This is a genomic window from Actinoallomurus soli (assembly GCF_024055715.1).
In the GTDB taxonomy this organism is placed as follows: domain Bacteria; phylum Actinomycetota; class Actinomycetes; order Streptosporangiales; family Streptosporangiaceae; genus Actinoallomurus; species Actinoallomurus soli.
The window spans coordinates 64,679-87,913 of record NZ_JAMXMV010000003.1 but is presented as its reverse complement, the minus strand read 5'-3'; the positions used below and the strand labels follow the sequence as shown (position 1 = coordinate 87,913).

At 72.5% G+C, this 23,235-nt stretch carries 23 protein-coding genes; 13 read left to right on the top strand and 10 right to left on the bottom strand.

Annotated features, from left to right (window positions below; translation table 11 throughout):
• Positions 1-92: 92 nt before the first annotated feature.
• A complete protein-coding gene (locus NDW01_RS09595) occupies positions 93-590 on the bottom strand; it encodes a DUF2231 domain-containing protein (protein ID WP_252818937.1) in 498 nt (165 codons plus the stop codon).
• Positions 591-716: 126 nt separating this feature from the next.
• Here NDW01_RS09595 and NDW01_RS09590 point away from each other — a divergent pair, with 126 nt between their 5' ends.
• The 4 genes from NDW01_RS09590 (at position 717) to NDW01_RS09575 (ending at position 5,565) form a co-directional block, all read left to right on the top strand.
• Entirely contained in the window at positions 717-1,385 is a 669-nt protein-coding gene (locus NDW01_RS09590; RefSeq protein WP_252818935.1) for a response regulator transcription factor, read from the top strand.
• Complete coding sequence (locus NDW01_RS09585) at positions 1,382-2,737, top strand: sensor histidine kinase (protein WP_252818932.1); 1,356 nt, start codon at positions 1,382-1,384, stop codon at positions 2,735-2,737. The genes NDW01_RS09590 and NDW01_RS09585 overlap by 4 nt, the downstream gene beginning before the upstream one ends.
• Before the next feature lie 248 nt (positions 2,738-2,985).
• The gene (locus NDW01_RS09580; RefSeq protein ID WP_252818930.1) at positions 2,986-3,894 is read left to right on the top strand and encodes a hypothetical protein; all 909 of its coding nucleotides are present in this window, start codon (positions 2,986-2,988) and stop codon (positions 3,892-3,894) included.
• 87 nt (positions 3,895-3,981) lie between these two features.
• Positions 3,982-5,565, top strand: a complete 1,584-nt coding sequence (locus NDW01_RS09575) for an outer membrane protein assembly factor BamB family protein (protein WP_252818927.1) — start codon at positions 3,982-3,984, stop codon at positions 5,563-5,565.
• A 58-nt stretch (positions 5,566-5,623) separates the two neighbouring features.
• Here the strand turns inward: NDW01_RS09575 and NDW01_RS09570 are convergent, their stop codons facing one another.
• From NDW01_RS09570 to NDW01_RS09555, 4 genes are all read right to left on the bottom strand, one after another.
• Positions 5,624-7,276: a DNA repair helicase XPB gene (locus tag NDW01_RS09570; RefSeq protein ID WP_252818924.1), complete on the bottom strand. Its 1,653-nt coding sequence runs from the start codon at positions 7,274-7,276 to the stop codon at positions 5,624-5,626.
• Between the two features lie 82 nt (positions 7,277-7,358).
• Positions 7,359-7,805, bottom strand: coding sequence for a hypothetical protein (locus NDW01_RS09565; protein ID WP_252818921.1), 447 nt, complete (start codon positions 7,803-7,805; stop codon positions 7,359-7,361).
• A gap of 109 nt (positions 7,806-7,914) precedes the next feature.
• The gene (locus NDW01_RS09560; protein ID WP_252818918.1) at positions 7,915-9,150 is read right to left on the bottom strand and encodes an MFS transporter; all 1,236 of its coding nucleotides are present in this window, start codon (positions 9,148-9,150) and stop codon (positions 7,915-7,917) included.
• Positions 9,151-9,322: 172 nt separating this feature from the next.
• Entirely contained in the window at positions 9,323-9,802 is a 480-nt protein-coding gene (locus NDW01_RS09555; protein ID WP_252818917.1) for an SRPBCC family protein, read from the bottom strand.
• A gap of 144 nt (positions 9,803-9,946) precedes the next feature.
• On the opposite strand from NDW01_RS09555, the gene NDW01_RS09550 reads away from it, so the two are divergent.
• The 3 genes from NDW01_RS09550 to NDW01_RS09535 all read left to right on the top strand — a co-directional run bounded on the left by NDW01_RS09550 (position 9,947) and on the right by NDW01_RS09535 (position 12,073).
• Positions 9,947-10,663, top strand: a complete 717-nt coding sequence (locus NDW01_RS09550) for a TetR/AcrR family transcriptional regulator (RefSeq protein ID WP_252818915.1) — start codon at positions 9,947-9,949, stop codon at positions 10,661-10,663.
• On the top strand, positions 10,660-11,475 hold the full coding sequence (locus NDW01_RS42790; protein ID WP_308211668.1) for an AraC family transcriptional regulator: 816 nt from the start codon (positions 10,660-10,662) through the stop codon (positions 11,473-11,475). Before NDW01_RS09550 ends, NDW01_RS42790 begins: the two co-directional genes overlap by 4 nt.
• A gap of 160 nt (positions 11,476-11,635) precedes the next feature.
• On the top strand, positions 11,636-12,073 hold the full coding sequence (locus NDW01_RS09535) for a pyridoxamine 5'-phosphate oxidase family protein (protein ID WP_252818914.1): 438 nt from the start codon (positions 11,636-11,638) through the stop codon (positions 12,071-12,073).
• A 30-nt stretch (positions 12,074-12,103) separates the two neighbouring features.
• Here the strand turns inward: NDW01_RS09535 and NDW01_RS09530 are convergent, their stop codons facing one another.
• Both NDW01_RS09530 and NDW01_RS09525 read right to left on the bottom strand, forming a co-directional pair.
• Positions 12,104-14,440: a helicase-associated domain-containing protein gene (locus tag NDW01_RS09530; protein WP_252818912.1), complete on the bottom strand. Its 2,337-nt coding sequence runs from the start codon at positions 14,438-14,440 to the stop codon at positions 12,104-12,106.
• A gap of 66 nt (positions 14,441-14,506) precedes the next feature.
• Positions 14,507-15,760, bottom strand: coding sequence for an MFS transporter (locus NDW01_RS09525; protein WP_252818910.1), 1,254 nt, complete (start codon positions 15,758-15,760; stop codon positions 14,507-14,509).
• A gap of 296 nt (positions 15,761-16,056) precedes the next feature.
• On the opposite strand from NDW01_RS09525, the gene NDW01_RS09520 reads away from it, so the two are divergent.
• From NDW01_RS09520 to NDW01_RS09510, 3 genes are read left to right on the top strand one after another with little or no spacing between them, the layout of a single operon-like run.
• On the top strand, positions 16,057-16,515 hold the full coding sequence (locus NDW01_RS09520; RefSeq protein WP_252818907.1) for a MarR family winged helix-turn-helix transcriptional regulator: 459 nt from the start codon (positions 16,057-16,059) through the stop codon (positions 16,513-16,515).
• Positions 16,512-17,336, top strand: coding sequence for an ABC transporter ATP-binding protein (locus NDW01_RS09515; RefSeq protein ID WP_252818903.1), 825 nt, complete (start codon positions 16,512-16,514; stop codon positions 17,334-17,336). The genes NDW01_RS09520 and NDW01_RS09515 overlap by 4 nt, the downstream gene beginning before the upstream one ends.
• Positions 17,248-18,120 (top strand): ABC transporter permease, encoded by an 873-nt coding sequence (locus tag NDW01_RS09510; RefSeq protein WP_252818900.1) that lies wholly within the window; start codon positions 17,248-17,250, stop codon positions 18,118-18,120. Before NDW01_RS09515 ends, NDW01_RS09510 begins: the two co-directional genes overlap by 89 nt.
• Before the next feature lie 13 nt (positions 18,121-18,133).
• Here the strand turns inward: NDW01_RS09510 and NDW01_RS09505 are convergent, their stop codons facing one another.
• Complete coding sequence (locus tag NDW01_RS09505; protein WP_252818898.1) at positions 18,134-18,751, bottom strand: TetR/AcrR family transcriptional regulator; 618 nt, start codon at positions 18,749-18,751, stop codon at positions 18,134-18,136.
• A gap of 148 nt (positions 18,752-18,899) precedes the next feature.
• Positions 18,900-19,253, bottom strand: a complete 354-nt coding sequence (locus tag NDW01_RS09500) for a hypothetical protein (protein ID WP_252818895.1) — start codon at positions 19,251-19,253, stop codon at positions 18,900-18,902.
• Positions 19,254-19,642: 389 nt separating this feature from the next.
• Between NDW01_RS09500 and NDW01_RS09495 the strand changes: the two genes are divergently transcribed.
• Entirely contained in the window at positions 19,643-20,266 is a 624-nt protein-coding gene (locus NDW01_RS09495; protein ID WP_252818892.1) for an HAD family hydrolase, read from the top strand.
• A gap of 45 nt (positions 20,267-20,311) precedes the next feature.
• Positions 20,312-20,698 carry a cold-shock protein gene (locus NDW01_RS43510; RefSeq protein WP_252778055.1) on the top strand — a complete coding sequence of 129 codons (387 nt, stop codon included), beginning with the start codon at positions 20,312-20,314 and terminating at the stop codon, positions 20,696-20,698.
• 154 nt (positions 20,699-20,852) lie between these two features.
• Here NDW01_RS43510 and NDW01_RS09485 read toward each other — a convergent pair whose 3' ends face one another.
• Positions 20,853-22,256 (bottom strand): MFS transporter, encoded by a 1,404-nt coding sequence (locus NDW01_RS09485; RefSeq protein WP_252818888.1) that lies wholly within the window; start codon positions 22,254-22,256, stop codon positions 20,853-20,855.
• Positions 22,257-22,316: 60 nt separating this feature from the next.
• Here NDW01_RS09485 and NDW01_RS09480 point away from each other — a divergent pair, with 60 nt between their 5' ends.
• The gene (locus NDW01_RS09480; RefSeq protein WP_252778053.1) at positions 22,317-23,129 is read left to right on the top strand and encodes a DUF3027 domain-containing protein; all 813 of its coding nucleotides are present in this window, start codon (positions 22,317-22,319) and stop codon (positions 23,127-23,129) included.
• Positions 23,130-23,235: the final 106 nt, after the last annotated feature.

Genomic DNA, 23,235 nt, shown 5'->3' with positions numbered 1-23,235 from the left:
GTCATTCCCCCCTTGACGTGGGCTCAGGGTTCGAGTGTCGTCGGCGGGTTGTTCGAAAGCCGTGCCGGAAATGTGAAGAAGTCGTTCATCCTCTAGTGGTGCCGGCCGGCGGAGTCCCCGGAGGAGGTGGCGACACCGTGCCAGGCGGCCGAGGCGCCGCTGTGGCCGATGCGCACCACCTGGACGCCGCTGGCCACCGCGCCGACGACCGCGACGACCGCGGCGGCGACGGTCAGGTACCGGGCGAACCGCATGTCCTGCCTGGCGGCGTACCAGCGCATGAACACGAGTGCGGCCAGGCCCAGCCAGAGCAGGGCGGCGAAGGGCAGCAGGCCGTCGGCCATCTCGGTGTGCCGTTCGACGAGCGCCGTCCGCTTGACGTGGTCTTCCAGCAGTTCGCCGGTGTGGGTGGCGAGCGGGACGGAGAGAAGGGCCACCGTCGCCACCCCGAGTGCCAGCGAGGCGTACCGCTCGCGGGCGGCGGGCCAGACGGCGACCACGATCGCGCCCAGGGCGGCCAGCGGGATGAGGACCACCACCGCGTGGATGACGAGGGGGTGAGCGGGCAGTCCCATGATGGTGGAGAACATGACGGTCCTTCTGGGAGGTTTTCAGCCGGAGTTGCGTGCTCCACTGTCGCGGGTCAGGGCTGAACACTGCTCAAGGGAAATGTTCAGAAGTCGTTCAGATCGGCCGCCCGGCCGTACCGTGAGACCGTGACCGACACGCCGGTACGGATCCTGATCGTCGAGGACGATCGGGGGATCTCCGCCTCCCTCCAGCGCGGTCTCACTCGCGCCGGATACGACGCGTTCGCCGTGAGCACGGCCGCCGAGGCCCTGGCCGCCGAGGCCTATGACGTGGTCCTCCTCGACCTGGGGCTGCCCGACGCCGACGGCACCGAGCTGTGCGGCACGCTGCGGCAGCGGTCCGACAGCGCCATCCTGGTGATCACCGCGCGCGGGGAGGAGCCCGACCGCGTCGCGGCGCTGGACGCGGGCGCCGACGACTACATCGTCAAACCGTTCGGGTTCGCCGAGCTGATGGCGCGGATCCGCGCGGTGCTGCGCCGCAGCAGGCTGACCGAGACGCACTTGCTCCGGCACGGCTCGCTGGTCATCGACACGCGGGCCCGGCGGGTGACCTCCGCGGGCACCGAGGTCTCCCTCACCCCGACCGAGTTCGACATCCTCGAGTGCCTCGCGACCGACCCGGGACGAGTGGTGGGCCGCCAGGAGATCCTCGAACGCGTGTGGAACACCCACTGGTACGGCCCGACGCGCGTCCTGGACGTCCACATCGCGGCGCTGCGCCGGAAGCTCGGCGACCCGTCGGCCATCCAGACCGTCTACGCCCGTGGTTTCCGGCTGGGAGATCTCGGGTGACGAGCCGGATCCTCGCGGCGTTCCTCGTCCTGACCGGCGGCCTGATCGTCGGCGCGCTGCTGCCGCTGGGGTTCGCGATGGCCGCCCAGCATCGGCACGACTATCAGAGCAGTACGCTCGAGGCCGCCCGCGCGCTCGCGAGCACGGCCGAGGAGGGCATCGAGGACCGCGACGGCGCCGCCACCCTGCCCCACCGGCTCGCGACGGTGCGCCGCGAGATCGAGGGCGGCGATCAGGCCCAGGTCGAGGTGGTCGACCGGAAGAGCCGGATCATCGCCGGCCGCGACACCGGCCTGTACACGCCCGCCCGCGCCGCCGTCGGCCTGCGCGGGCAGACCCGCGTCTCCGAGCTCGACGGCCGCCTGCTGGCGATCGTGCCGGTCGGAGCCCAGGACGAGCGGGTGAAGGGCGCGGTGCTGCTGGCCCGGCCGCTCGCCCCCCTGCGGGAGCGGGTGGACCGGCTGTGGACGCGGCTCGGCCTCGTCGCGCTCGCGGCGGTCGCCCTCGCGGTCGCCCTCGCCGTCTACCTCGCCGGATGGGTCGGCCGGCCACTGCGCCGGCTGGGGGCGGTCGCCGAGGCACTCGGCGCCGGTGAGCTGGCGGCGCGTGCCGATCCGCCGCGTCGCCCGCCGGAGGTTCGCGGCCTGGCCGAGCGGTTCAACGTGATGGCCGCCCGGCTGGAGAACCTGATCTATGACAGCCGCGCCGTGCTCGCGGACGTCTCCCACCAGCTCCGCACGCCGCTGGCGGCCCTGCGGTTGCGGATGGAGCTGTTCGCCGAGGAGGCCGAGAGCGGCGGACGTGAGGCGGACGCGGCCGAGTTCGAGGCCGCGCTGGAGGAGCTGGGCCGCCTGTCCCGCATGGTCGACGGGCTCCTCGCCGTCGCACGGGCGGAGAACACCACGACGCCTCCCCAGGTGATCCCGGTCACCGGCCTGCTACGGGATCGCGTGGACGCCTGGCGGCCGGTCGCGGCCGAACGAGGCGTCCGGCTCCTTCTGGAGCCCGGTGAGCCCCTGACCGCGATGCTCGGCCCCGGCCGTCTCGAACAGGCCATCGACAATCTGGTGGACAACGCGCTCACCGCGACGCCGAAGGGCGGTCACGTGCGGATCGGCGCGCGCCGCGCCGGTCACCGGATCCACGTCACCGTCGCCGACGACGGCCCGGGCATGTCACCCGAGGCGATGGCCGAGGCGTTCCGCAGGTTCCGCACCGGCCGGGCGGGCGGCACCGGCCTGGGCCTGGCCATCGTCCACCGACTGGTCACCGCCGAGGGCGGAGACGTGACGTTGTCCGAGACGCGCGGCGGAGGGCTCACCGTCACGCTGGACCTCCCGGCGGGGAGATGACCCGGGTGGCCGGCACGGGCGGCTGACCCGGGCGGTCGATCCGGGCGGCTGCGGAAGGGCACGGTCGACGCGGCGTCCTGGCGTCACCGGCCGACGCGGCGCCTCGGCGTCACCGGCCGACGCGGCGCCTCGGCGTCACCGGCCGACGCCGGTGAAATCACCGATGCCGGGGCCGGGGGGCCGACTTAGCGTCGCGTACGCGACTCCGCCAGGAAGGCGGGTCTCGACCTCTCGGAAGAGGTGATCCAATGCGCCGAGCACTCCTCCTCGTGGTCTCGGTCGTCGCGACGCTCGTGCTGCCCCTCCTCGCGCCGGGCAGCGCCGTCACGGCCTCCGCGTCCACCGGGCGGCCCGCCGACGTGGCGGCGCAGACCGTGACCGTGCGATACGGGCCGTACACCATTCCGGGCGCCGCGTTCGGCAAGCCCGGCGACCTGCCGACCTTCGGCGCGGCCCCGAAGCCGTGCGCCGCGTGCGACATCGTCGGGGAGAAACCCGACCTCGTCTACGCGGACGGCACGTCCGCGAACATGGACACCGGCCCGATGCTGCACCACTTCGTCATCGGCAACAACAGCGCCCACGACCTGGTCTGTCCCGCCGACCCCGACCGGCTCTGGGCCTCCGGCAACGAACGAACGGACAAGGAACTCCCCGAAGGCTACGGCGTTCCGGTCCACGTCACCGACAACTGGGGGATCATCACCGAGCTGATGAACTACAGCTCGGCACCGAAGACCGTCTACGTCTCGATCGACTACCGGATCGTGCCCGCCGGGTCGACCACACCGGTCCGCTCGATCTGGATGGACGCCGGCGGATGCCTCACCTCCGACTACGCCATCCCGGCGGGCAAGAGCGTGCACAGCTGGGGCTGGACGTCCACCGTCAGCGGGCGGCTGGTGTTCGCCAACGGTCACCAGCACGACGGCGGCGTGCACGTCTCGCTGACCGACGACGGGGCGACGGTGTGCGACTCGAACGCCGAGTACACGGAGATGGGCGGCATGAGCACGATCATGTCGATGGGCGTGTGCACCGGTGACCCGCTCGCGACCGTTCACGCGGGCGACCGGCTCGCCGTCAACTCCTATTACGACTCGCCGACGGCGCAGTTGAACGTGATGGGCATCATCCACGCCTACATCGCCCTCTGATCCCGGAGCGCGGGCCCCCTCAGCGGCGAGGGCGGCCCCGCGCGCGTTTCGACCAGCCACGGAACCAGCAGCAGTGAGGAGGCGCGGATGATCCGCGCACGAAGATCCGGTCGCTCATGGGCGACCCTGGCCGCCGCGATCCTGGCGGCGGCCCTCACCCAGATTCCCGGCGGAGCCGCCCGCCCGGCGCACGCGGCGGCGACCGGTGTCCCCGTCGTCCCGGAGTGGACGATGGCCGGCCAGAACGAGGCGAACACCCGCTACAACGCCACCGAGACGCTGATCTCCCCGAGCAACGTCGGCCGGCTCACGCCACGCTGGGTCGCGACCATGGGCGGGAACGTCGCCGCCACGCCGACGGTCTCCCTCGGGACCGTGTTCGTCCCCGACTACGGCGGGAAGCTCAGCGCGCTCGACGCGGTCACCGGCGCCCTGCGCTGGCAGCGGAACATCTCCGACTACAGCGGCGTGGCCGGCGACGTCTCCCGTACGAGCCCGGCCGTGTACGGGCCGGAGCTCATCTTCGGCGACGGCGTGTCCAGCGGGCCCCTGACCGGCGCCCGGGTCATGGCCGCCGACCGTACGACGGGCGCGAAGCTGTGGAGCACGGTCGTCGACACCGATCCGCTGGCGATGGTGACCACCTCGCCGGTCGTCGACGGCACGACCGTCTACGTCGGTGTCGCCAGCCACGCCGAGTTCGGCGACCACGACGACGTCACCTTCCGGGGGAGCGTCGTGGCGCTCAACGCCGCGACCGGCGCGATCCTCTGGAAGAGGTACATGGCCCCCGACGGCTACACCGGCGACGCGGTCTGGGGCGGCAACTTCGTCATCGACCACGTCACCGGCAACCTGTTCGTGACCACCGGCAACAACTACACGGTGCCGGACGGCGTCTGCACCCAACCGGACCAGCAGGACTGTAAGGCCGTCCCCGACGACGACTACACCGACGCGGTGGTGGCGCTGAACCCGCGGACCGGCGCGGTGAACTGGTCCTTCAAGACGCTGACCGCCGACGTCGGCGACACCGACGACTGCGACATCTGCGGACCGGACTACGACTTCGGCTCGTCGCCGAACCTGTTCACGGTCTACACCGGCGGCCGGTACCGCTCGATCCTCGGCATCGGCCAGAAGAGCGGCATCTACTGGGCGCTCGACCCGGCGACCGGCAAGGAGATCTGGCACACGGTGGTCGGTCCGGGCAGCGATCTCGGCGGCATGGAGTGGGGGTCGGCGACCGACGGCCAGCGGATCTACGTCGGCGTCGGCAACTACGACCACGAGAGCTACGACATCGTCGGCGCGGACGGCACCAAGACCACCATCAACGGCGGCTCCTGGGCGGCCCTCGACGCCGCGACCGGACAGAAGCTCTGGCAGGTCGCCGACCCGTACGGCACGATCGACGTCAGCTTCATCAGCGCCGCCAACGGCGTCGTCTACTCCGGCGGAGTGAAGGGCGCGGCGGACACGATGTTCGCGCTGAACGCGAGCAACGGGCAGATGCTCTGGCGGTACAAGAGCGGCGGCGCGGTGATCGGCGGCGCCGCGATCGCCGGCGGAATGGTGTTCTGGGGTTCGGGCTACTGGTTCGGGCTGTGCGACGACGGCACGTACGACTGCGCGCAGAACACCAAGTTGTACGCCTTCTCGCCGTTCTGACCGCGACGGACCGTCTCCGGGCTCGGCCCCTCGGCCCGGAGACGGTCCGTTCCGCGGCTCAGATGTCCTCGTCGCTGTAGACGGCGTCGGCGTCGACGATGCGGTACGCGTAGCCCTGCTCGGCGAGGAAGCGCTGGCGGTGGGCGGCGTAGTCCTGGTCGAGCGTGTCGCGGGCGACGACCGAGTAGAACCGCGCGCCCTTGCCCGACGCCTTCGGGCGCAGGACGCGGCCGAGCCGCTGTGCCTCCTCCTGCCGCGACCCGAACGTCCCCGACACCTGGACGGCGACGGACGCCTCCGGCAGGTCGATCGAGAAGTTCGCGACCTTGGAGACGATCAGGACCTGCAGCTCCCCGCTGCGGAACGCGTCGAACAGCCGCTCCCGCTCCTTGACCTTGGTCTCGCCCTTGATGACCGGCGCGTCGAGGCGTTCGCCGAGCTCGTCGAGCTGGTCGATGTACTGGCCGATGACCAGGAGCTGCTCGCCGCGGTGGCGGTCGACGAGGGCCTGCACGACCGACGTCTTGGACTCGGTGGTCGCGCAGAAGCGGTAGCGGTCCTCCTGCTCGGCGGTCGCGTAGGCGAGGCGCTCGGTGTCGGTGAGCGTCACACGGACCTCGACGCAGTCGGCCGGGGCGATCCAGCCCTGCGCCTCCATCTCCTTCCACGGTGCGTCGTACCGTTTCGGGCCGATGAGGGAGAACACGTCGCCCTCCCGGCCGTCCTCGCGCACGAGCGTGGCGGTCAGCCCGAGGCGGCGGCGGGTCTGCAGGTCGGCGGTCATCCGGAAGATCGGCGCGGGCAGCAGGTGCACCTCGTCGTAGAGGATGAGGCCCCAGTCGCGGGCGTCGAACAGCTCCAGGTGGGTGTAGACGCCCTTCCGGCGGGTGGTCAGCACCTGGTACGTCGCGATGGTGACCGGCCGGATCTCCTTCTTGGTGCCGGTGTACTCCCCGATCTCGTCCTCGGTCAGCGAGGTGCGGCGCAGCAGCTCCTGCTTCCACTGGTGCGCCGAGACGGTGTTGGTGACGAGGATCAGCGTGGTCGCCGAGGCGTGGGCCATGGCGGCGGCGCCGACGATGGTCTTGCCCGCGCCGCAGGGCAGCACGACGACGCCCGAGCCGCCGTGCCAGAACGACTCGGCGGCGTCCCGCTGGTACGCCCGCAGCTCCCAGCCGTCCTCCTCCAGGGAGATCGCGTGGGCCTCGCCGTCGACGTACCCGGCGAGGTCCTCGGCGGGCCAGCCGAGCTTGAGCAGCGCCTGCTTGAGCGCGCCGCGCTCGCTGGGGTGCACGGCAACGCTGTCGTCGTCGACGCGCTCCCCGAACATCGGCTTGAGCTTCTTGGCCCGCAGCACCTCTTCGAGCACCGCGCGGTCCGACGACACGAGGACGAGGCCGTGCGTCGGGTGCTTCTCCAGCCGCAGCCGGCCGTACCGGCCCATCGTGTCGGCGACGTCGACGAGCAGGGCGTGCGGCACGGGGTACCGCGCGTAGGTGATGAGCGCGTCGATCACCTGCTCGGCGTCGTGGCCCGCCGCGCGGGCGTTCCACAGCGCGAGCGGGGTGATCCGGTAGGTGTGGACGTGCTCGGGTGCGCGCTCCAGCTCGGCGAACGGCGCGATCGCCTTCCGGCAGGCGTTCGCCGCGTCGTGGTCGACCTCGAGCAGCAGGGTCTTGTCGGATTGAACGATCAGCGGGCCGTCGGTCACGTGATGCCTTCCTGGCGGTGGGGTCTCAGTGTCCAACAGCCGGAGCCCCCGTGAGGCTTCCCGCGCCAGATCGGTCAGTGGGTCAGTACGTGGGCGTGCTCGTGCCCGTGTGACTGCTGAACGCGCCGATGGCGAACAGCACCACCAGGAGGACGACCACCAGGACGAAGTTGAGCGCGAAGCACACCCAGGACCACAGGGTGAGCTGTTTGGCGGACTCGGGGTCGGTGGCGTGCCGGTTCATCGCCATGGCGGCCAGGATGATCCCGGGCAGCCAGGCGATGCCGCCGCAGCACAGCAGGGCGGAGACGATGTTGGCGATCAGCGCTCCGATGGCGCCGCCGTTCGACCCGGCGGGCGGCGCTCCGGGCGGCCCGTAGTAGCCGTAACCCTGCTGCTGCCCGTACCCCTGGTGCTGGGCGTAGGGGTCCTGCCAGCCGGGCTGGGTGTTCTGCCAGCCCTGCTGGTTGTACGGGTCCTGGCCGTGCGGGCCCTGACCGTACTGCCCATACGGGTCCTGCCATGTCACGGTGTGAGCCCCCAGCTCGTAGGTCGAAGGACGTAATCGACACGCCAAGCATGGCGGATAAGTCCGACTCATCCGATCACCGTTTGGTTCCATCTTGCCGCCTTAGAAGTCAATTGTCCGTCGAGTCGACGTCCGGTTCGACGAGCGAGCGGCTCGGTTCGACGAGGAACCGGCCCAGCACGAGCGCGGCGACCGGGACCCCGCACAGGGCCACGAAGACGCCCTGGGGCCCGTACGCCTGGGCGACCAGGCCGAACAGCGGCGCGATCAGGCCGCCGACGCTGACCCCGAGGCCGAGGGTGACCCCGGCGGCCGTACCGGGCCGCGTCGGCAGGTAGTCCTGGCCGAGCTTGACGAGCACCGCGAACGGGATGTTCAGCGCGACGCCGCTCAGCACCGCGAACAGCAGCGGGAGCACGGGCCCCGGCATCAGGCGCAGGCCCGCCAGCGCGGGGAGGGCGACGACGCCGCCGAGCTGGACCGTGCGGACCAGGCCGATCCGGTCGGCGACGCGGCCGCCGAGGATCGTTCCGCTGACGCCGCCGACGAGGAAGCACGCCAGCGCCGCGCCCGCGACCTCCCGCGACGCGTGCAGGTGCCGGATCCAGTAAAGCTCGATGAACGTGTTGACGCCGAAGAACGCCACCGACCGCACGACCTCGATGCCGGTCAGCACGAGGAACGGCGGCCAGCGGTCGGTGCCCGTACGGACGGCGGCCGCGGCGGCGTCGGCCCGGTGCCGGTGCCGCCGCCGGAACAGGACGAAGCCGATCAGCAGCGCCGGCGGGATGAACAGCGCCAGCGCGCCGACGCCCATCGACACGAGCGCGGGCGTCGCCAGCACCGGTGCCAGGAAGAAGCCGACGCTGCCACCCGCCGCGAACACGCTCATCGCCGCGGCGCTGTCGCCGGCCGTCTCACGGGCCCCCTTGCCCGCCGCCGGGTGGAACATCGACACGCCCAGCCCCGAGATCAGGATCAGCGTCCAGACGAGCGCGTACGAGCCGGCGAGGCCCGCGAGCCCGAGCCCCGTCCCGGCGATCGCGACCCCCGCGCCGGCGAGCCAGCTCAGCCGCAGGCGGTCGACGGCCAGGCCGATGAACGGCTGGGGGACCGCGCTGCCCAGCGTCGCGGCCATGGTGAGCCCGGACGCGGCGACGTACCCGTAGTGCCGGTCCAGCACGAAGTACGGCACGCTCGCGGGCACCAGGCCCTGGTAGAGGTCGTCGACCGCGTGCGCGACCCCCCACAGCCACATCCGGCGCCACGGCGAGGGGCGGGCGGCCCGGTCACTGGACGGCCGGTCGAGGGTTCCGGCAGAGGAGTCGCGGTGGTCGGCGGTCATGGCCGGGTCTCCGAATAACGCATGCTCGCCAGGATGGCGAGCCGACCCAAGGCGGGCTTCCGGTATTCCGCCGCAGAACGTCGATCATCCGCCTGATCTCGACGGCCTCAGCCGGGGGTCCTCCCGGCGCCGCGTTCCCGGATCGGCCGGCCCTCGCGCCGCCTCGCCGCGCTCAGGACCTGGTCTGAAGAGCGCTTCCGGGGCGGAGCCCGCCGTCGTCGTCGAGGTCCGCCAGGACGGCCGGCAGGCCGGTCGTGAGCATCCTGCGGCGAATCCGGCCCAGCATCTGGGCCATGAAGAGGCCGCCGACCCCGGTGAATCCGGTGTGCTCGTAGGTGAAGCGGGTACCGTCCCCGACGGCTTCGAGACGGTAGGCGACCTCGGTGTCGTCGCCTCCGCCGTCATCGGTCCACGTGTAGCGGAGCAGGCTCGGCTCGCGGGCCTCGAGGACCTCGCAGTTGACGATGCCGTTCCAGCCGGGCTTCGGCTTGGCCACGAACCGGAACCGCGTGCCGGGAGTCGGCGCGAACCCCTCCGGGCGCGCGCCGGCGCCGGTCGCGGTCCACAGGGGGATCAGCTCCGGATCGGTGAGAGCCCGCCAGACCTTGGCCCTGGGGTACGGGTAGTCGCGGACGATACGGATCTCGCTCACGGAATCCTCCTGGATGCTCGGCTGGTGCATCGGGATAAACGTATAGCGACTGAAGACTTATAGCAACAGAAATTCAGCGAAGATCTGATCTCACTGTAAAGGTGCTGTAGCTGGAAAAGTGCAGCCACTGGTATCATGGGCCGCATGAGCGAGCCAACGGTGGATTGGGCGTCCCTGCGGCCCCGGCCCGTGCCCCCTGATCGGTCCATGGGGCTGAGGGAACGCAAGAAGTGGATGCTGCGCCAGCAGCTCACCGCCGTGGCGACCCGGATGTTCCTCGAGCGCGGATTCGACGGTGTACGGGTGGCCGAGGTCGCCGACCGGTGCAACGTGTCGGAGAAGACCGTCTTCAACTACTTCCCGACCAAGGAAGCGCTGATCCTGGACCGCTGGGACACCACGGCCGCCGGCCTCCGCGACGCCCTCGCCGAGCCTGCCCTGACGCCGGTTCAGGCCTGCGTCCGGATCCTGGACGAGGAGACCCGCGGCCTGGTCGCCGCCTTCGAGTCGTACGAGAACCGGGCGGCGGCCGTGGCCGACATCCAGCGCTTCCGCGAGTTGCTGCAGTCGACGCCCTCCCTGCGGGCGTACCAGCGGGCGACGACGGAACGGCTCATCGATGAGGCACAGCGCGCCCTCGCCGAGCGGGCAGGCGTGGACGAGGACGCGCCAGAGCCGCGTATCGCGGCGGTGGCCCTCCTCGGCCTGTGGGACGCCCACACCCGCAGCATGCGCCGGCACCTCGCGCCCGACCGCGCCCCCGTCGACGTCTACGCCGCCATCATGGACGACGTGCGCCGCGCCGCCCGGGTGATCGAGAGCGGCGTCGACGACGCGCGTCTGGTCGTCCCTCCCGCGTGAACCCGCCGGTCGCGGACCCCGGCCCGCGGGAACCGCGGTGCCGGCGTCCCGCCCCGGCGACGTCGGTCCTCCGCCTCGATCTCGAAGGATGGACCCTGCGGGCGCTTCCGCCCCGGGGCCGGATCGACTGGCACGACCACGCGAGGCACCAGCTGATCTACCCGAGCCGCGGGGTGCTGGAGGTCTCGACCGGCGCGGGCGCCTGGGTCGTCCCGCCGCACCGCGCCGTGTGGATCCCCGCCACCGTGCCGCACTCCCACCGCGCGTACGGGCCCACCGAGATGCGCACCCTGCTGTTCGAGCCCGAGGTGAACCCGCTGCGGCTCGACCAGCCCACCGTCCTGGCCGTCACCCCGCTGCTGCGCGAGGTGATCGTCGCGCTGACCGATGACACCGGCCTGACCGGCCGGCAGCGGCACAACCTCGAGACGGTCGCCCTGGACCAGCTGTGCCGGGTCGAGTCGCTCGCCCTGCGCCTGCCCGCCCCGGCCGATCCGCGGCTGCGCGACCTCACGGCGCTCCTCGCCGACGACCCCGCGGACCGGCGCACGCTGGCGGAGCTCGGCCGGGCCGTCGGAGCGTCCGAGCGCACGCTCAGCCGACTGTTCCGGGAGCAGACCGGGATGACCTTCCCACAGTGGCGCGGCCAACTGCGGCTGCACCACTCGCTCACGCTCCTGGCCGGCGGCGCGTCCGTCACCGAGGCCGCCGCGGCCAGCGGCTTCCGCAGCCCGAGCGCGTTCATCGAGGCGTTCCGGCAGGCGTTCGGCGTCACCCCGGGCCGGTACGCGAGCGGCTCCGGCCGGCCCTGACGGCTCCCGGTGAGAGTCCGCGCCGAGGCGCGCGGGGGCGTCGAGGTCAGCGGGGAGGGTTCGCGGTGAGCGCTCGCGCCGAGGTCGGCGTCGAAAGCCCGCGGGAAACTTTGCCGGGGCGGGCGTTGGGGATGGGCGCGGCGCGGTAAAGGTTCCGGGCGTGAGCCAGGTGATGAGCGTCGAGGAGCGTCAGGCGTTCCTGGCGGGCGTGCGGATCGGCGTGCTCAGCGTCGCCGGCGACGGCGGCGACCGGGGACCGGTGACGATGCCGCTCTGGTACCGCTACGAGCCGGGCGGCGAGCTGTACTTCGTCACCGGCGCGACCAGCCGCAAGGCCGAGCTGATCAGGGAGGCGGGCCGGGTCTCGCTCTGCGCGCACAACGACGACCCGCCCTACCGGTACGTCACCGTCGAGGGACCGGTCACGGCCATCGACGAGCCCGCCGGCGAGGCCGAGCGCGCCGAGCTCGCCCATCGCTACCTCGGCCCCGAGCTCGGCGACCGGTACCTGCGGAGCACGCACGGCGAGGGCCTCGCGCTGTTCCACGTCCGCCCGGAACACTGGTGCAGCGCCGACTTCGGCAAACGCCCGGAGTGACCGCCCGGTCCCGGCCCCGATGACCGGGCATCAGGACGACCCGTCGACCTCCGCGACGCCGGTGATGCGGTGCAGGGCGAACCGCTGCACGGCGGCCCGTGTCGCGTCGTACGCGGTGAGGAACCCGCCCTCGACCCGCGCGGGCTCGATGATGCGGCTGGACGCCTGCCCCTGCTGGTCGAGGTAGCCGATCCACACGCGGGCGCCGCGGTCGGCGGCCTGGCGCAGCTGCTGGACCATCGCCATCGCGGGGGAGCGCGGCACCGCGCCGGCCGGCGCGGTCGTCCGCGCGGCCTGCTCGCCGGCCCGGAGCGCGCGTACGGCGGCGGTCACGACCGACGCGTCCGGGCCCGTGACGCCGATCTGGGAGTGGTGCGCCGGCTCGTACGTGCCGTGGGTGGTCTCGGCGCGGCGCGCGTCGAGCCGGGTGATCACGACGGAGCCCTCCGGCGACTCGGCCACCGGGGCGTACCCCAGCGCGCGCAGCGACTCCAGCAGCTCGCCGCGTGAGGAGCGGGAGGCCAGGACGGTCGGGGCGAGCCGGTGCAGCCGGAGCTGCTCCGAGCGCCGGTCCGCCAGGATCTCGTCGAGCACGGCCGGGTCGTCGCAGCGGACGTACGCCGAGGCGATGCCGACCCGCAGCCGGCCGTGCCGGCGGGCCACGTCCTCGATGAGGTACGCCAGCGGCTGCGGAACGTCCGTCGCCGAGTGCCGTTTGAGCAGGTCGATCAGCTCAGCCGCGCCACGTCCCGCGTCGAGGGCGCGGCGTACGGACGTGGGCGTGAAGCGGTAGACGGTGGCGCCGCCGGTCGACTCGACGTCGGCGGCCAGCGCCAGCTCGCGGGCCAGGTCGCTGACGAGCGGGCCGGGGGCGACCGCCGTCAGGTCCGCCTGGATCAGCACGTGGTCGACCGGCTCGGGCAGCACCGCGGCCAGCACCTTGCCCGCGTCGCCGCCCGCCAGAAGGGCACGGGCGTGGCCGGACAGCGCGCCGAGCCCGGTGACGCCGATCGTCTCGGCCTCGCGCAGCGTCCAGCCGACGAGGCGCTCGCGCAGGGTGCCGCCCCGGCGGGGCTGCTGCCAGGCGAGGTACGCGAAGACCTCCCCGGCGTTCGGCGCGGTGCCCGGCTTGGCGTCGGCGAGGGCGCCGAGGACGGACCGGCGCACCTGCGGGGCGCTCACCCGTACGGCCTCGTCGGACAGCGCGTTGATCAGCCGGTCGCGGTCGTCGCGCTCGCCCGCGAGACCGGGCGCGCGGTCGGTGAGGAGCCAGGCGGAGGCCAGGTCGGTCCAGCGGCGCTCGACGTCGCGCAGCCGCCACAGGTCGTACGCCTGGGTGGGCAGCCACCACGCGCCCGCGGGCCCGTCGTGGTCGCCGTCGCGGGCGAGCAGCCCGGCGGCGTACGCCACCTCGATCAGCAGTGCCGCCGTCCACTCGGGCACGTCGAGCGCGGTCGCGGTCGCCCGCAGGTCGCGGATGCCGAGGCCGCCGCCGCGCAGGACGCCGGGCGGGTCGACGCCCCAGCGGTCGAGCAGCTCCTCCACGGTGCGCACGAAGGTGAACGCCTGGCCGCCGGCGGTCCGGTCGACCAGGCGGCCGGAGCGCGCCGTGCCGCCGAGAGGCGGCGGCGCCGTCCGCAGCTCGGCGAACACGCGGCCGCCCCGCAGGTGCAGGCCGACCTCGCGGGGCAGCGTCACGGTCCGGTCATCGGTCGCGGCCAGCAGACCGCGCGCGAGGAGGCGCTCGATGGGGGAGGAGGCCGTGGCGAGGGTGACGGGCCGTCGGGCGCCGTCGACCCGGCCGACGGGCGGCCCCCACGTGAGCCGGTCGAGCGCGGCCCTGGCCTCCGGGCCGGCGTCCTCGATCAGCGCGCCGGCCCGGCCGGGGATCTCCTCGGCCGACTTCAGGCCGAGGTCGTCGAGCAGAGCGGTCAGGCGGTCGGACGGGTAGGCCGCGAACGCCTCCCGGACGGGTGGGCCCAGGCCGGCCGGGTGCGGGACGACCTGCCGGCCGCCGGGCACGACCCGCAGGGCGTCGTCGTCGCCCCAGATCAGGGCGAGGCCGCGCAGCCGGTCGACGGCCTCCCGGATCGGGCCGGCGTCGGACGGCGCGGCGGAGACGGCCGCCAGCAGGTCGCCGTACGCGACGGGCGAGGGCAGGACCAGGGCCGCCTCGAAGAGGTTCAGCGCGAGCCGGTCCAGGCGGTCCAGTGCCCGCGACACGGCGGATGCCGCGGAGGCCCGGGCGGCCAGCGCTCCCATGTCCGCGGGCACGGGAGTGATCAGCTCGGGACGGGCCGCGAACAGGGCGCGCAGATCCTCGTCGTCGCGCGCCCGCAGCCAGTCGGCGTAGGTGTCCGTGCTCACGCCCACAACGGTATTCGCGGATGACGACCTGATGGTCCCGCCCGGGAGATCGAACTCGATCGGCCGTCACGGGGCCGTGCCGACCCCCGCCGGGGCCGGCCGGCCGACGGAGAGCCGGTCGCCCCTGTTCACGAAGGTCAGCGCGGTGGCGGACAGCAGGGCGAGCAGCAGCAGTACGAGCCACGGCAGGCCCGCCAGGTTCAGGGTGTGGGACAGGCCGATCGCGGCGGCGCTGAGCAGGTTGCCGAAGACGGAGCCGACCCCGGACAGCAGATTGTTGACGCTGTAGTACGTCCCGACGCCGCGATCGCCGGCGAGGTCGGCGATGGTGGACATCTCGAATGGGAACACCATCATCGTGCCGACGGTCAGGATCGCCGCGCACAGCATGATGGGGAACAGCCGGACGAGCGTCCCGCCGTGCGCGGGCGGCAGCATCAGCGGGACGAACGCGACGCCCATCACGACGAGGCCGCGCACCATGACCTGGCCGGGCGTCCAGCGGCGCTCGCACCAGAGCGTGAGCCGGACCTGCCCGGCGAGGCCGAGGACCGCCGACAGGACGAACAGCGCGGTGATGCCGGCCCGCCCGCCGGACACGTGGCGTACCTCGATGGGCAGGCCGAATCCGAGCTGGTAGACGAGGGAGTACGACGCGAACATCGTCGTGGCGAAGGCGATGAAGATGCGGTCGCCGAACGCCTCCTTCCACTCCGCCCAGAACGGGCGGTCCGAGCCCTGGTGGGTGCCGGGGCACGGCGGCAGCAGCCGCCACTGCACCAGCGCCAGGACGGCGAAGATCCCGGTGGCCGTGAGGCACAGCGCCTCGAAGCCCGCGTGCATCATCGGGATGCCGGCGACCGGGCCGACCAGCACGCCGATCCGGCGGCAGACGCCCGCCAGGGCGAACGCCTCGACCTTCCGCTCCTCCTCGACCTGGGCGAGGTAGGCGCGCCGGGAGGGGACGAAGAGCGCGCGGGCGAGCCCGCTGAAGATCGACGCCCCGATCAGCCACGGCACCGCCGCGGACAGGCCGAACAGTGCGCAGGCCAGCGCCTCCAGCGCGCAGCCGGCCACCAGCACCGGCTTGTAGCCGACGCGGTCGGCGAGGGTGCCGCCCATGGCGAACACGCCCTCGCTGAAGTGGCGCAGCCCCAGGACGAGGCCGACGAGCCAGACGGCCAGCCCGATGTGGTGTGTGAGGTGGTCGGCGAGGTACGGCGCGAGCATGAGGAGGCCGGCGGTCTCCCCGACCTCGTTGACCAGCAGGATCTTGGCGGGGCGGCCCAGGGACAGGAACCCCCGCGCCGTGGCGATCACTTCTGGTCCTCTCGTACGGACATGACGCTCCGATCCGATGTCGAAGCGGGCCGGAGGCGGGGCGGGGGGTCCGGGCCTGGGGACCGCGCCGGCCACGTCTGATGACCGGCCACTCCATGGAGCGTCTTTTTTACCGTCCGTGACGAGTGGCGGAAGAGGTCGAGGTCACTTCCCTGGTCGCCACATCCTCAGTGGTCACACCAGCCTCACAGGACCCGGTCGGATTGATTACCTCTGCTAAGGAGGTAATATCCGGATTTATGGGTAGCGATGGCGTCCGGCTGGGGAGCGACCTCATGGACGTGACAATGGCGATGCGCCGTCTCGTGCGGCGCAGGCTGCGCGAAGCGGCGCCGCCTCCGGACCTGCGCCCGGCCCAGATCGAGCTCATGGTCGTCGTCGACCGCAACCCCGGCGCGAGCGTGGCGGCGGCCGCGCGCGAGCTCCGGCTGGCCGACAACTCGGTCAGCACCCTGGTGAACCAGCTCGTCCGCGCCGGGATGCTGCGCCGGGAGACGGACCCGGACGACCGCCGGGCCGCCCGGCTGGAGCTCACGGACGCCGCGCGCCGGCGCCTCGCGGCCTACCGCGACCGCCGGGCCCAGCTCGTCGGCGCCCGCCTCGACGAACTGTCCGAAGAGGACCGGGCCTCGATCACCGCCGCGCTGCCCGCCCTGCGCCGTCTCCTCGCGAGCCTCGCGGAACCGGCGAGCGGCGCACCAGAACACCCATCATCCGACGGGGGTGACACATGAACGGCGAGAGCGGACCGGCAGAACGGCAGGCGATCACCTGCCGGGGGCTGCGGCACGCGTTCGGTGACAAGGTCGCGGTCGACGGCGTCGACCTCGACGTGGCCGAAGGAGAGATCTTCGGCCTGCTGGGGCCGAACGGAGCCGGCAAGACCACGACGATCCGTCTGATCACCACGCTGCTGCCGGCGCAGCCCGGCATGGTGGAGGTGTTCGGGCTCGACGTCGCGAGCCACCGGATGGCCGTGCGCCGGACGATCGGCTACCTGCCGCAGCAGCTGTCCGCCGACGCCGCGCTGACCGGCCGGGAGAACGTCGAGCTGTTCGCCCGCCTGTTCGACGTGCCGCGCCGGCAGCGCAGGGAACGCGTCGAGGAGGTCCTGGCCGCGGTCGGGCTCGCCGACGCGGCCGAGCGGCGCGCGCAGACGTACTCCGGCGGGATGATCCGGCGGCTGGAGCTGGCCCAGGCCCTCGTCAGCGCGCCGCGCCTGCTCATCCTCGACGAGCCGACGATCGGCCTGGACCCGGTCGCGCGCGACGGCGTCTGGGAGCGCATCCAGGAGGTGCGCCGCGCGACCGGCATGACCGTCCTGGTGACCACCCACTACATGGACGAGGCCGACCAGCACTGCGGCCGGATCGCGCTGATGCACCGTGGCCGGGTGCAGGCACTCGGCACACCGTCCGAACTCAAGTCCGGGCTCGAACCGGGCGCCACCCTGGAGGAGGTGTTCCGTGCCTACACCGGAGACCGGCTCGACGAGCCGGGAGACGGCTTCCGCGACGCGCGCCGTACTCGGCGCACCGCCGGCCGGCTCGGCTGAACCGCCGGCCGCCCGCGCCCCGTGGCGGCTGCTGCTCGCCCGGGTCGCCGCGATGTGCATCGTCGAGCTGCAGAAGATGCGGCACGACCGGACCGAGCTGTACACCCGCGCGATCCAGCCCGCACTGTGGCTGCTGATCTTCGGAGAGACGTTCTCCCGGATCCGTGCCATCCCGACGGGGAAGGTGCCCTACCTGGACTACCTCGCGCCGGGCATCCTGGCGCAGTCGGCGCTGTTCATCGCGATCTTCTATGGCATCCAGATCATCTGGGAGCGGGACGCGGGCGTGCTGGCCAAGCTGCTCGTCACGCCGACCCCGCGGGCCGCGCTGGTCACGGGCAAGGCGTTCGCCGCGGGCGTGCGCTCGCTGGCGCAGGCCGTGGCCATCCTCGTGCTGTCCGCGATCCTCGGGGTCGCCCTGACGGTGAACCCGCTGCGGTGGCTCGGGGTCATCGTGGTCGTCATGCTCGGCACCGCGTTCTTCTCCTGCCTGTCCATGACCATCGCCGGGCTGGCCATGTCCCGTGACCGGCTGATGGGCATCGGCCAGGCGATCACGATGCCGTTGTTCTTCGGCTCGAACGCGCTGTACCCCGTCGGCCTGATGCCGGGATGGCTCCAGGCGATCAGCCACGTCAATCCGCTGAGCTATGAGGTCGACGCCCTGCGGAACCTGCTCATCGGCACGCCGGGGCACCTGCTCCTGGACTTCGGCGTGCTCGTGGTCGCCGCGATCGCGGGGATCACCGCCGCGTCCGCGCTGCTGGGCCGCCTCGTCCGCTGAGCGATGCCGGGGGCTACTGGACCGCCTCGGCCTTGGTGCCGACCAGGCCCATGGCGAGGCGGGTCCAGCCGCCCACGAAACGGTCCTCGTCGACGCGGTTCGGCGGTTCGTACAGGGCGTCCTGGGCCAGCCAGTAGTTGACGATCGACCCGCCGAGCACGAGCGCGACGGCGTCCCAGTCCTCGTCGATCCCGGCCATCTCCGGCTGGCCGGACAGCCACTTGGCGAACAGGTCGTACAGGGGGTTGGCGATGCCCTCGCGCATCTCGGTCACCAGACCCGGGAACTTGTCGAGATCGCGGAACAGGACCCGGATGAGGTCCGCCTCCTCCCGCATCTTGCGCAGGCCCGCGGCGGCCGCCAGGCGCAGCCGGTCCGCCAGCGGCTGCTCGCGGATCGCCGCCGACTGCTCGAAGGTCTTGGCGATCTGATCGGCCGTACGGGTGATGTGCTCGCGTACGGCGGAGGCCAGGACCTCCTCCTTCGAGCGGAAGTGGCGATAGAGGCCGCCGGCCCCGGGGGACAGGCCCGCCGCGGCCTCGATCTCCGCGACGGACGTCGCGGCGTATCCGCGCTCGGCGAAGAGCCGGAGCGCCTCGGCGACGATCCGTTCTCGGGTCGATCTTTGCATTTTCGGTAGCTCCTCCGAGAAAGAGCGTAGGCCATCGAACGGCCGGCCGATGTCCCGCGAACCGGCCCGTATGCGGCATGGCGCCGGGCGTGTACGAGTGCGGGTCCGGCGAATCCGGCGGATCGGTCCGGCCGTTGCGGCGCGGGGCTCAGCGAATCCGGCGGATCAGTCCCGCGACGACCCTTCCGGCGATGAGGTACACGACGGCGGCGATCCCGTAGTCGACCAGGACCGCCACCCGCCGGTCCTTGGGTGTGAACATGTCGCGGAACTCCCAGGCGAGCCCGTGCGCCCAGTCGTTCACCCGGTGCACGATCGGATTCGCCTGATTGGCCGAGAACACCACGAACGCGATGTGCAGGGCCAGGACCACGGCGATGACCGTCGCCGCCACCGCGACCAGGGTCGCCAGGACGCCGGTGGTCCTGGCCAGGCCGGTCCGGAGCCCCTCGCCGTCGGGCCGGCGCCGTTCGGAGCGCGCAGCGGACTCGGGCCGCGACACGCGCGCGGACCGCGAAGCGGGTTCGGGAGTGGCCTCAGTGGCCGGAACGGGTTCGGACTGCGGAACGGTCCGCTCGGCGGAGTCCCGGCCAGAGTCCTGACCGGATTCCTCGGCGACATTCCCTGACTTACTGCGCCATCTCGCCATTTTCTTTTCTTACTCTCGGGAGCGGATCGACGTCTGTGTGGTTCGGAGGGCGGTCACTGGGTATATCCGCAACACGAAACCGCAGTTACGGGCTTGTAATTAATGCAGGCCCGGCCGGTGACCAAATCAATAGATCCAGATTTCGCGCAGACTCCGCGCCCTCCCACTCGGATCCCGTCGCATCGCCACTACCGGGAGGGCGCGGGCACGCGTGTGCAGGCATGGTACGTACCCTATGGCGCGTGCTCGCTGTGGGATTCGACCTGGACCTGACACTCGCCGACACCCGTGCCGCGATCGCCGCCGTCTACGAGCGGCTGTCGACGGAGACGGGGGTCTTCATCGACCTGGCCGCCGTGGTGTCACGGCTCGGCCCGCCGCTGGAACTCGAACTGGCCCACTGGTTCCCGCCCGAGCACATCCCGGAGATGGCCGCCCGGTACCGCGCCGTCTACGAGGAGATCGCGGTGCCCCGTACCGCGCCCATGCCCGGCGCCGCCGCGGCCGTCGACGCCGTACGGGCCCGGGGCGGCCGCGTCATCGTGGTCACCGCCAAGAACCAGCACGACGCCGAGGCCACCGTGAGCTTCCTCGGCCTCAACGTTGACGAGGTGGCCGGCGGCTTCTACGCGGCGGGCAAGGGCGAGGCGCTGAGGAGGTTCGGCGCCGTGGCGTACGCCGGAGATCACGTCGCCGACATCGACGCGGCCCGCGCGGCGGACGCCCGCAGCGTCGCGATCGCCACCGGGCCGTACGATTCGGAGGCGCTCCGAGCCTACGGAGCCGATATCGTGTTGCCCGATTTGCGGGGTTTCCCGGACACTTTGAACGAACTGATCAGCCCTGGTTCCCCGTCGAGGCAATAGCCTTGATGTAACTCGCCCGGACAAGAGCTAGCAACGAGGTCCCCTGTGCCCACTGGCAAGGTCAAGTGGTACGACGCCGACAAGGGATTCGGCTTCCTCACCCGCGATGACGGCGGTGAGGTGTTCGTTCATTCCTCCGCGCTGCCCGGCGGCGTGACCTCGCTCAAACCCGGGCAGCGCGTCGAGTTCGGGGTCGTCGAGGGCCGCAAGGGACAGCAGGCGCTGAGCGTCCGCACGCTCGACAACCCGCCGTCGGTGGTCAAGGCCAAGCGTAAGAAGCCCGACGAGATGGTGCCGATCGTCGAGGACCTCATCAAACTCCTCGACGGCGTCTCCAACACCTACCGGCGGGGCAAGCACCCCGAGGGCAGGGTCGCCAAGAAGATCGGCGAGGTGCTGCGCGCCGTCGCGGACGACCTCGACCCCCAGTAGCGGCGCGCGCGGCGGCAAGCACCTGCGAGCCGACGAGCGAGCGAGCGGTTGGGGGTGGGTCCCCGTTAGGGGGCCGGCCGCCGACAGGCGGCCGGTGAGGGACGGGCCGGCCGCGTAGCGAGTGAGGAGGCGCGCGGCGGTAGGTCCGCGTGGGTCAGGCGGTGGTGTCGGCGACGCTGGGCTCGCCCTCCGCGGCGCGTTCGCGGCGTCGTACGGCGCGGCGGCTCCTGCGCGGGGCGGCCAGGGTGACCAGCGACAGCGCGAGCGCGCCCGCGACCACGGCGAGCGCGACGTGGCCGTTGGCCGCCACGATCGACATGCCCAGCCCGATCAGCCCGCCGACGACCCAGACGAGCTGGTGCACGGTCTCGGTCACCGCGAACGTCGACGAACGGATCTCCTCGCCGACCTCGCGCTGCACGATCGCGTCCAGCCCCAGCTTGCCCAGGGACTGGCCGAGCGCGCCGACGAACGCCACCACCAGCGCGGCGATCAGCCCGAAGAACGCCGCGCAGACCGCCGCCGTGACGGTCGCCGCCAGCAGGGTGCCGAACAGGATCGCCCGTGGCGCCCGCTCCTTGACCAGCGCGCCCAGGCCCGTACCGGCCAGGCCGCCCGCGCCCGCCGCCGCGGCCAGCATGCCCAGCGCGATGTTCGGGGAGACGGCGTCCACGAACTCCTTGGTGCGCAGCAGGAACGCCAGATAGAGGATCAGGAACCCGGCGAACGCCCGCAGGGCCGCGTTGGCCAGGATCGCCTCGGCGACCACCGGCCCGACCCGCAGGAGGGTCCGCCACCGGGCCCGGCCGTCCGTACGGTCCCCGGCCTCGATGGCCCCGCCGTCCTCCTCGGTCCGCTCCGGCGCGGCGTCGGCTGCCGGCGTGTCCACGTGCGACGGCAGCCGCATGGCGGAGATCGCGCCGACCATGAACAGGATCGTGGCGGCGCGCAGCACCCAGCCCGCGTTGGTCACGGCGACCAGGCCCGCCCCGACCGGCGCCATGACGGACGCGGCCACCACGCCGGTGAAGGAGGCGCGGGCGTTCGCGGTGACCAGCCCCAGGCCGGGAGGCAGCACGCGGGGCGTGACGGCGTTCCGCGACACCCCGAACGCCTTCGACAGCACCAGCGCGCCGAACGCCGCCGGCATCAGCGTCACCGGGTCCTTGTGCAGGACCGCCCCGGCCATGCCCCAGCACAGCAGGCCACGGGCGAGCATCGTGCCGGCGATCGCGATCCGGCGGGCGTGGCGCATGCGGTCGAGAACCGGGCCGATCAGCGGCGCGACGAGCGCGAAGGGCGCCATCGTCACGAGCAGGTACAACGCGACCTGCCCCCGGGCCTGCTGAACGTCGAGATTGAAGAACATCGTGCCCGCCAGCGCCACGGCGATCAGCGCGTCACCGGCGCTGTTGAGCGCGTTGAGCTCGATCAACGCGCCCAGGCCGCTGCCGCCCGCGCCTCCGGCGTGGGTGGCCCTGCGCGTCGCACGCGCGGTCCTCCGGGCCACCGCGCGCACCGCCCGCCCGGCGGCGCCCGTACGTGACCACAAACTCATGCCGTCCAGTCTGCCTCTTCGCGGCGAACCCATGCCCGTCCATGGGCGACAATCGTGTATGTGAGTCCAGTGCGTTCCACCAGTCCGGCCGCCAACCGGCGCAGCCGTACCCCCGTGATCGACGCCATCGCCGCCGAGGCCGTCGATCTGGCACGCGCGGCGGCCGAGGAGACGTCCCGGCCGGAGTTCGTCGGCGAGCACCTCGGCAGGGTGGCCGAAGGCGACCGAATCGTCACCCACTACTTCGCCTGCCTCGATCCGGCGTACCGCGGCTGGCGGTGGGCCGTCTCGGTGGTCCGGGCGGCCCGGGCCAAGCACGCCACCGTCAGCGAGAGCGTGCTGCTGCCCGGCGAGGACGCCATGCTCGCGCCCGAGTGGGTGCCCTGGAGCGACCGGCTCCGCCCCGGTGACCTCGGCCCCGGCGACCTGCTGCCGACGCCGCCGGACGACCCGCGCCTCGCGCCCGGATTCACCCCGACCGATCAGGTCGGCGCGGAGCTCGGCTGGGAGCTGGGCCTGGGCAAGGCGCGCGTGCTGTCCGCGGAGGGGCGTGAGGAGGCCGCGGTCCGGTGGCACTCCGGGGAGCACGGCCCGGACACGCCGATCGCCCGTTCCGCCCCCGCGCAGTGCGCGACCTGCGGGTTCTTCCTGCCGCTCGCGGGCTCGCTGCGGCAGGTCTTCGGGGTGTGCGCCAACGAGTACGCCCCCGACGACGGCAGGGTCGTCTCCGTCGATCACGGCTGCGGAGCCCACTCCGAGGCCGTCGTCGCGCCGCCCACGACCGAGGCCGCGCCTCCGATCGTCGACGAGATGGGCTACGACGTCGTGCCGTCGGCCACGCTCACCGAGGAGGAGGCCCTCGGCCACAGCTGACCGGGCGTAACCGACCGAAGGCGACCGGCCGAAGGTGACCGGCCGAGCGTCGCCGGGCCGGAGTGTGACCGGTGTCACCGGCGGCCGGTCACAGCCCACCCGGTCG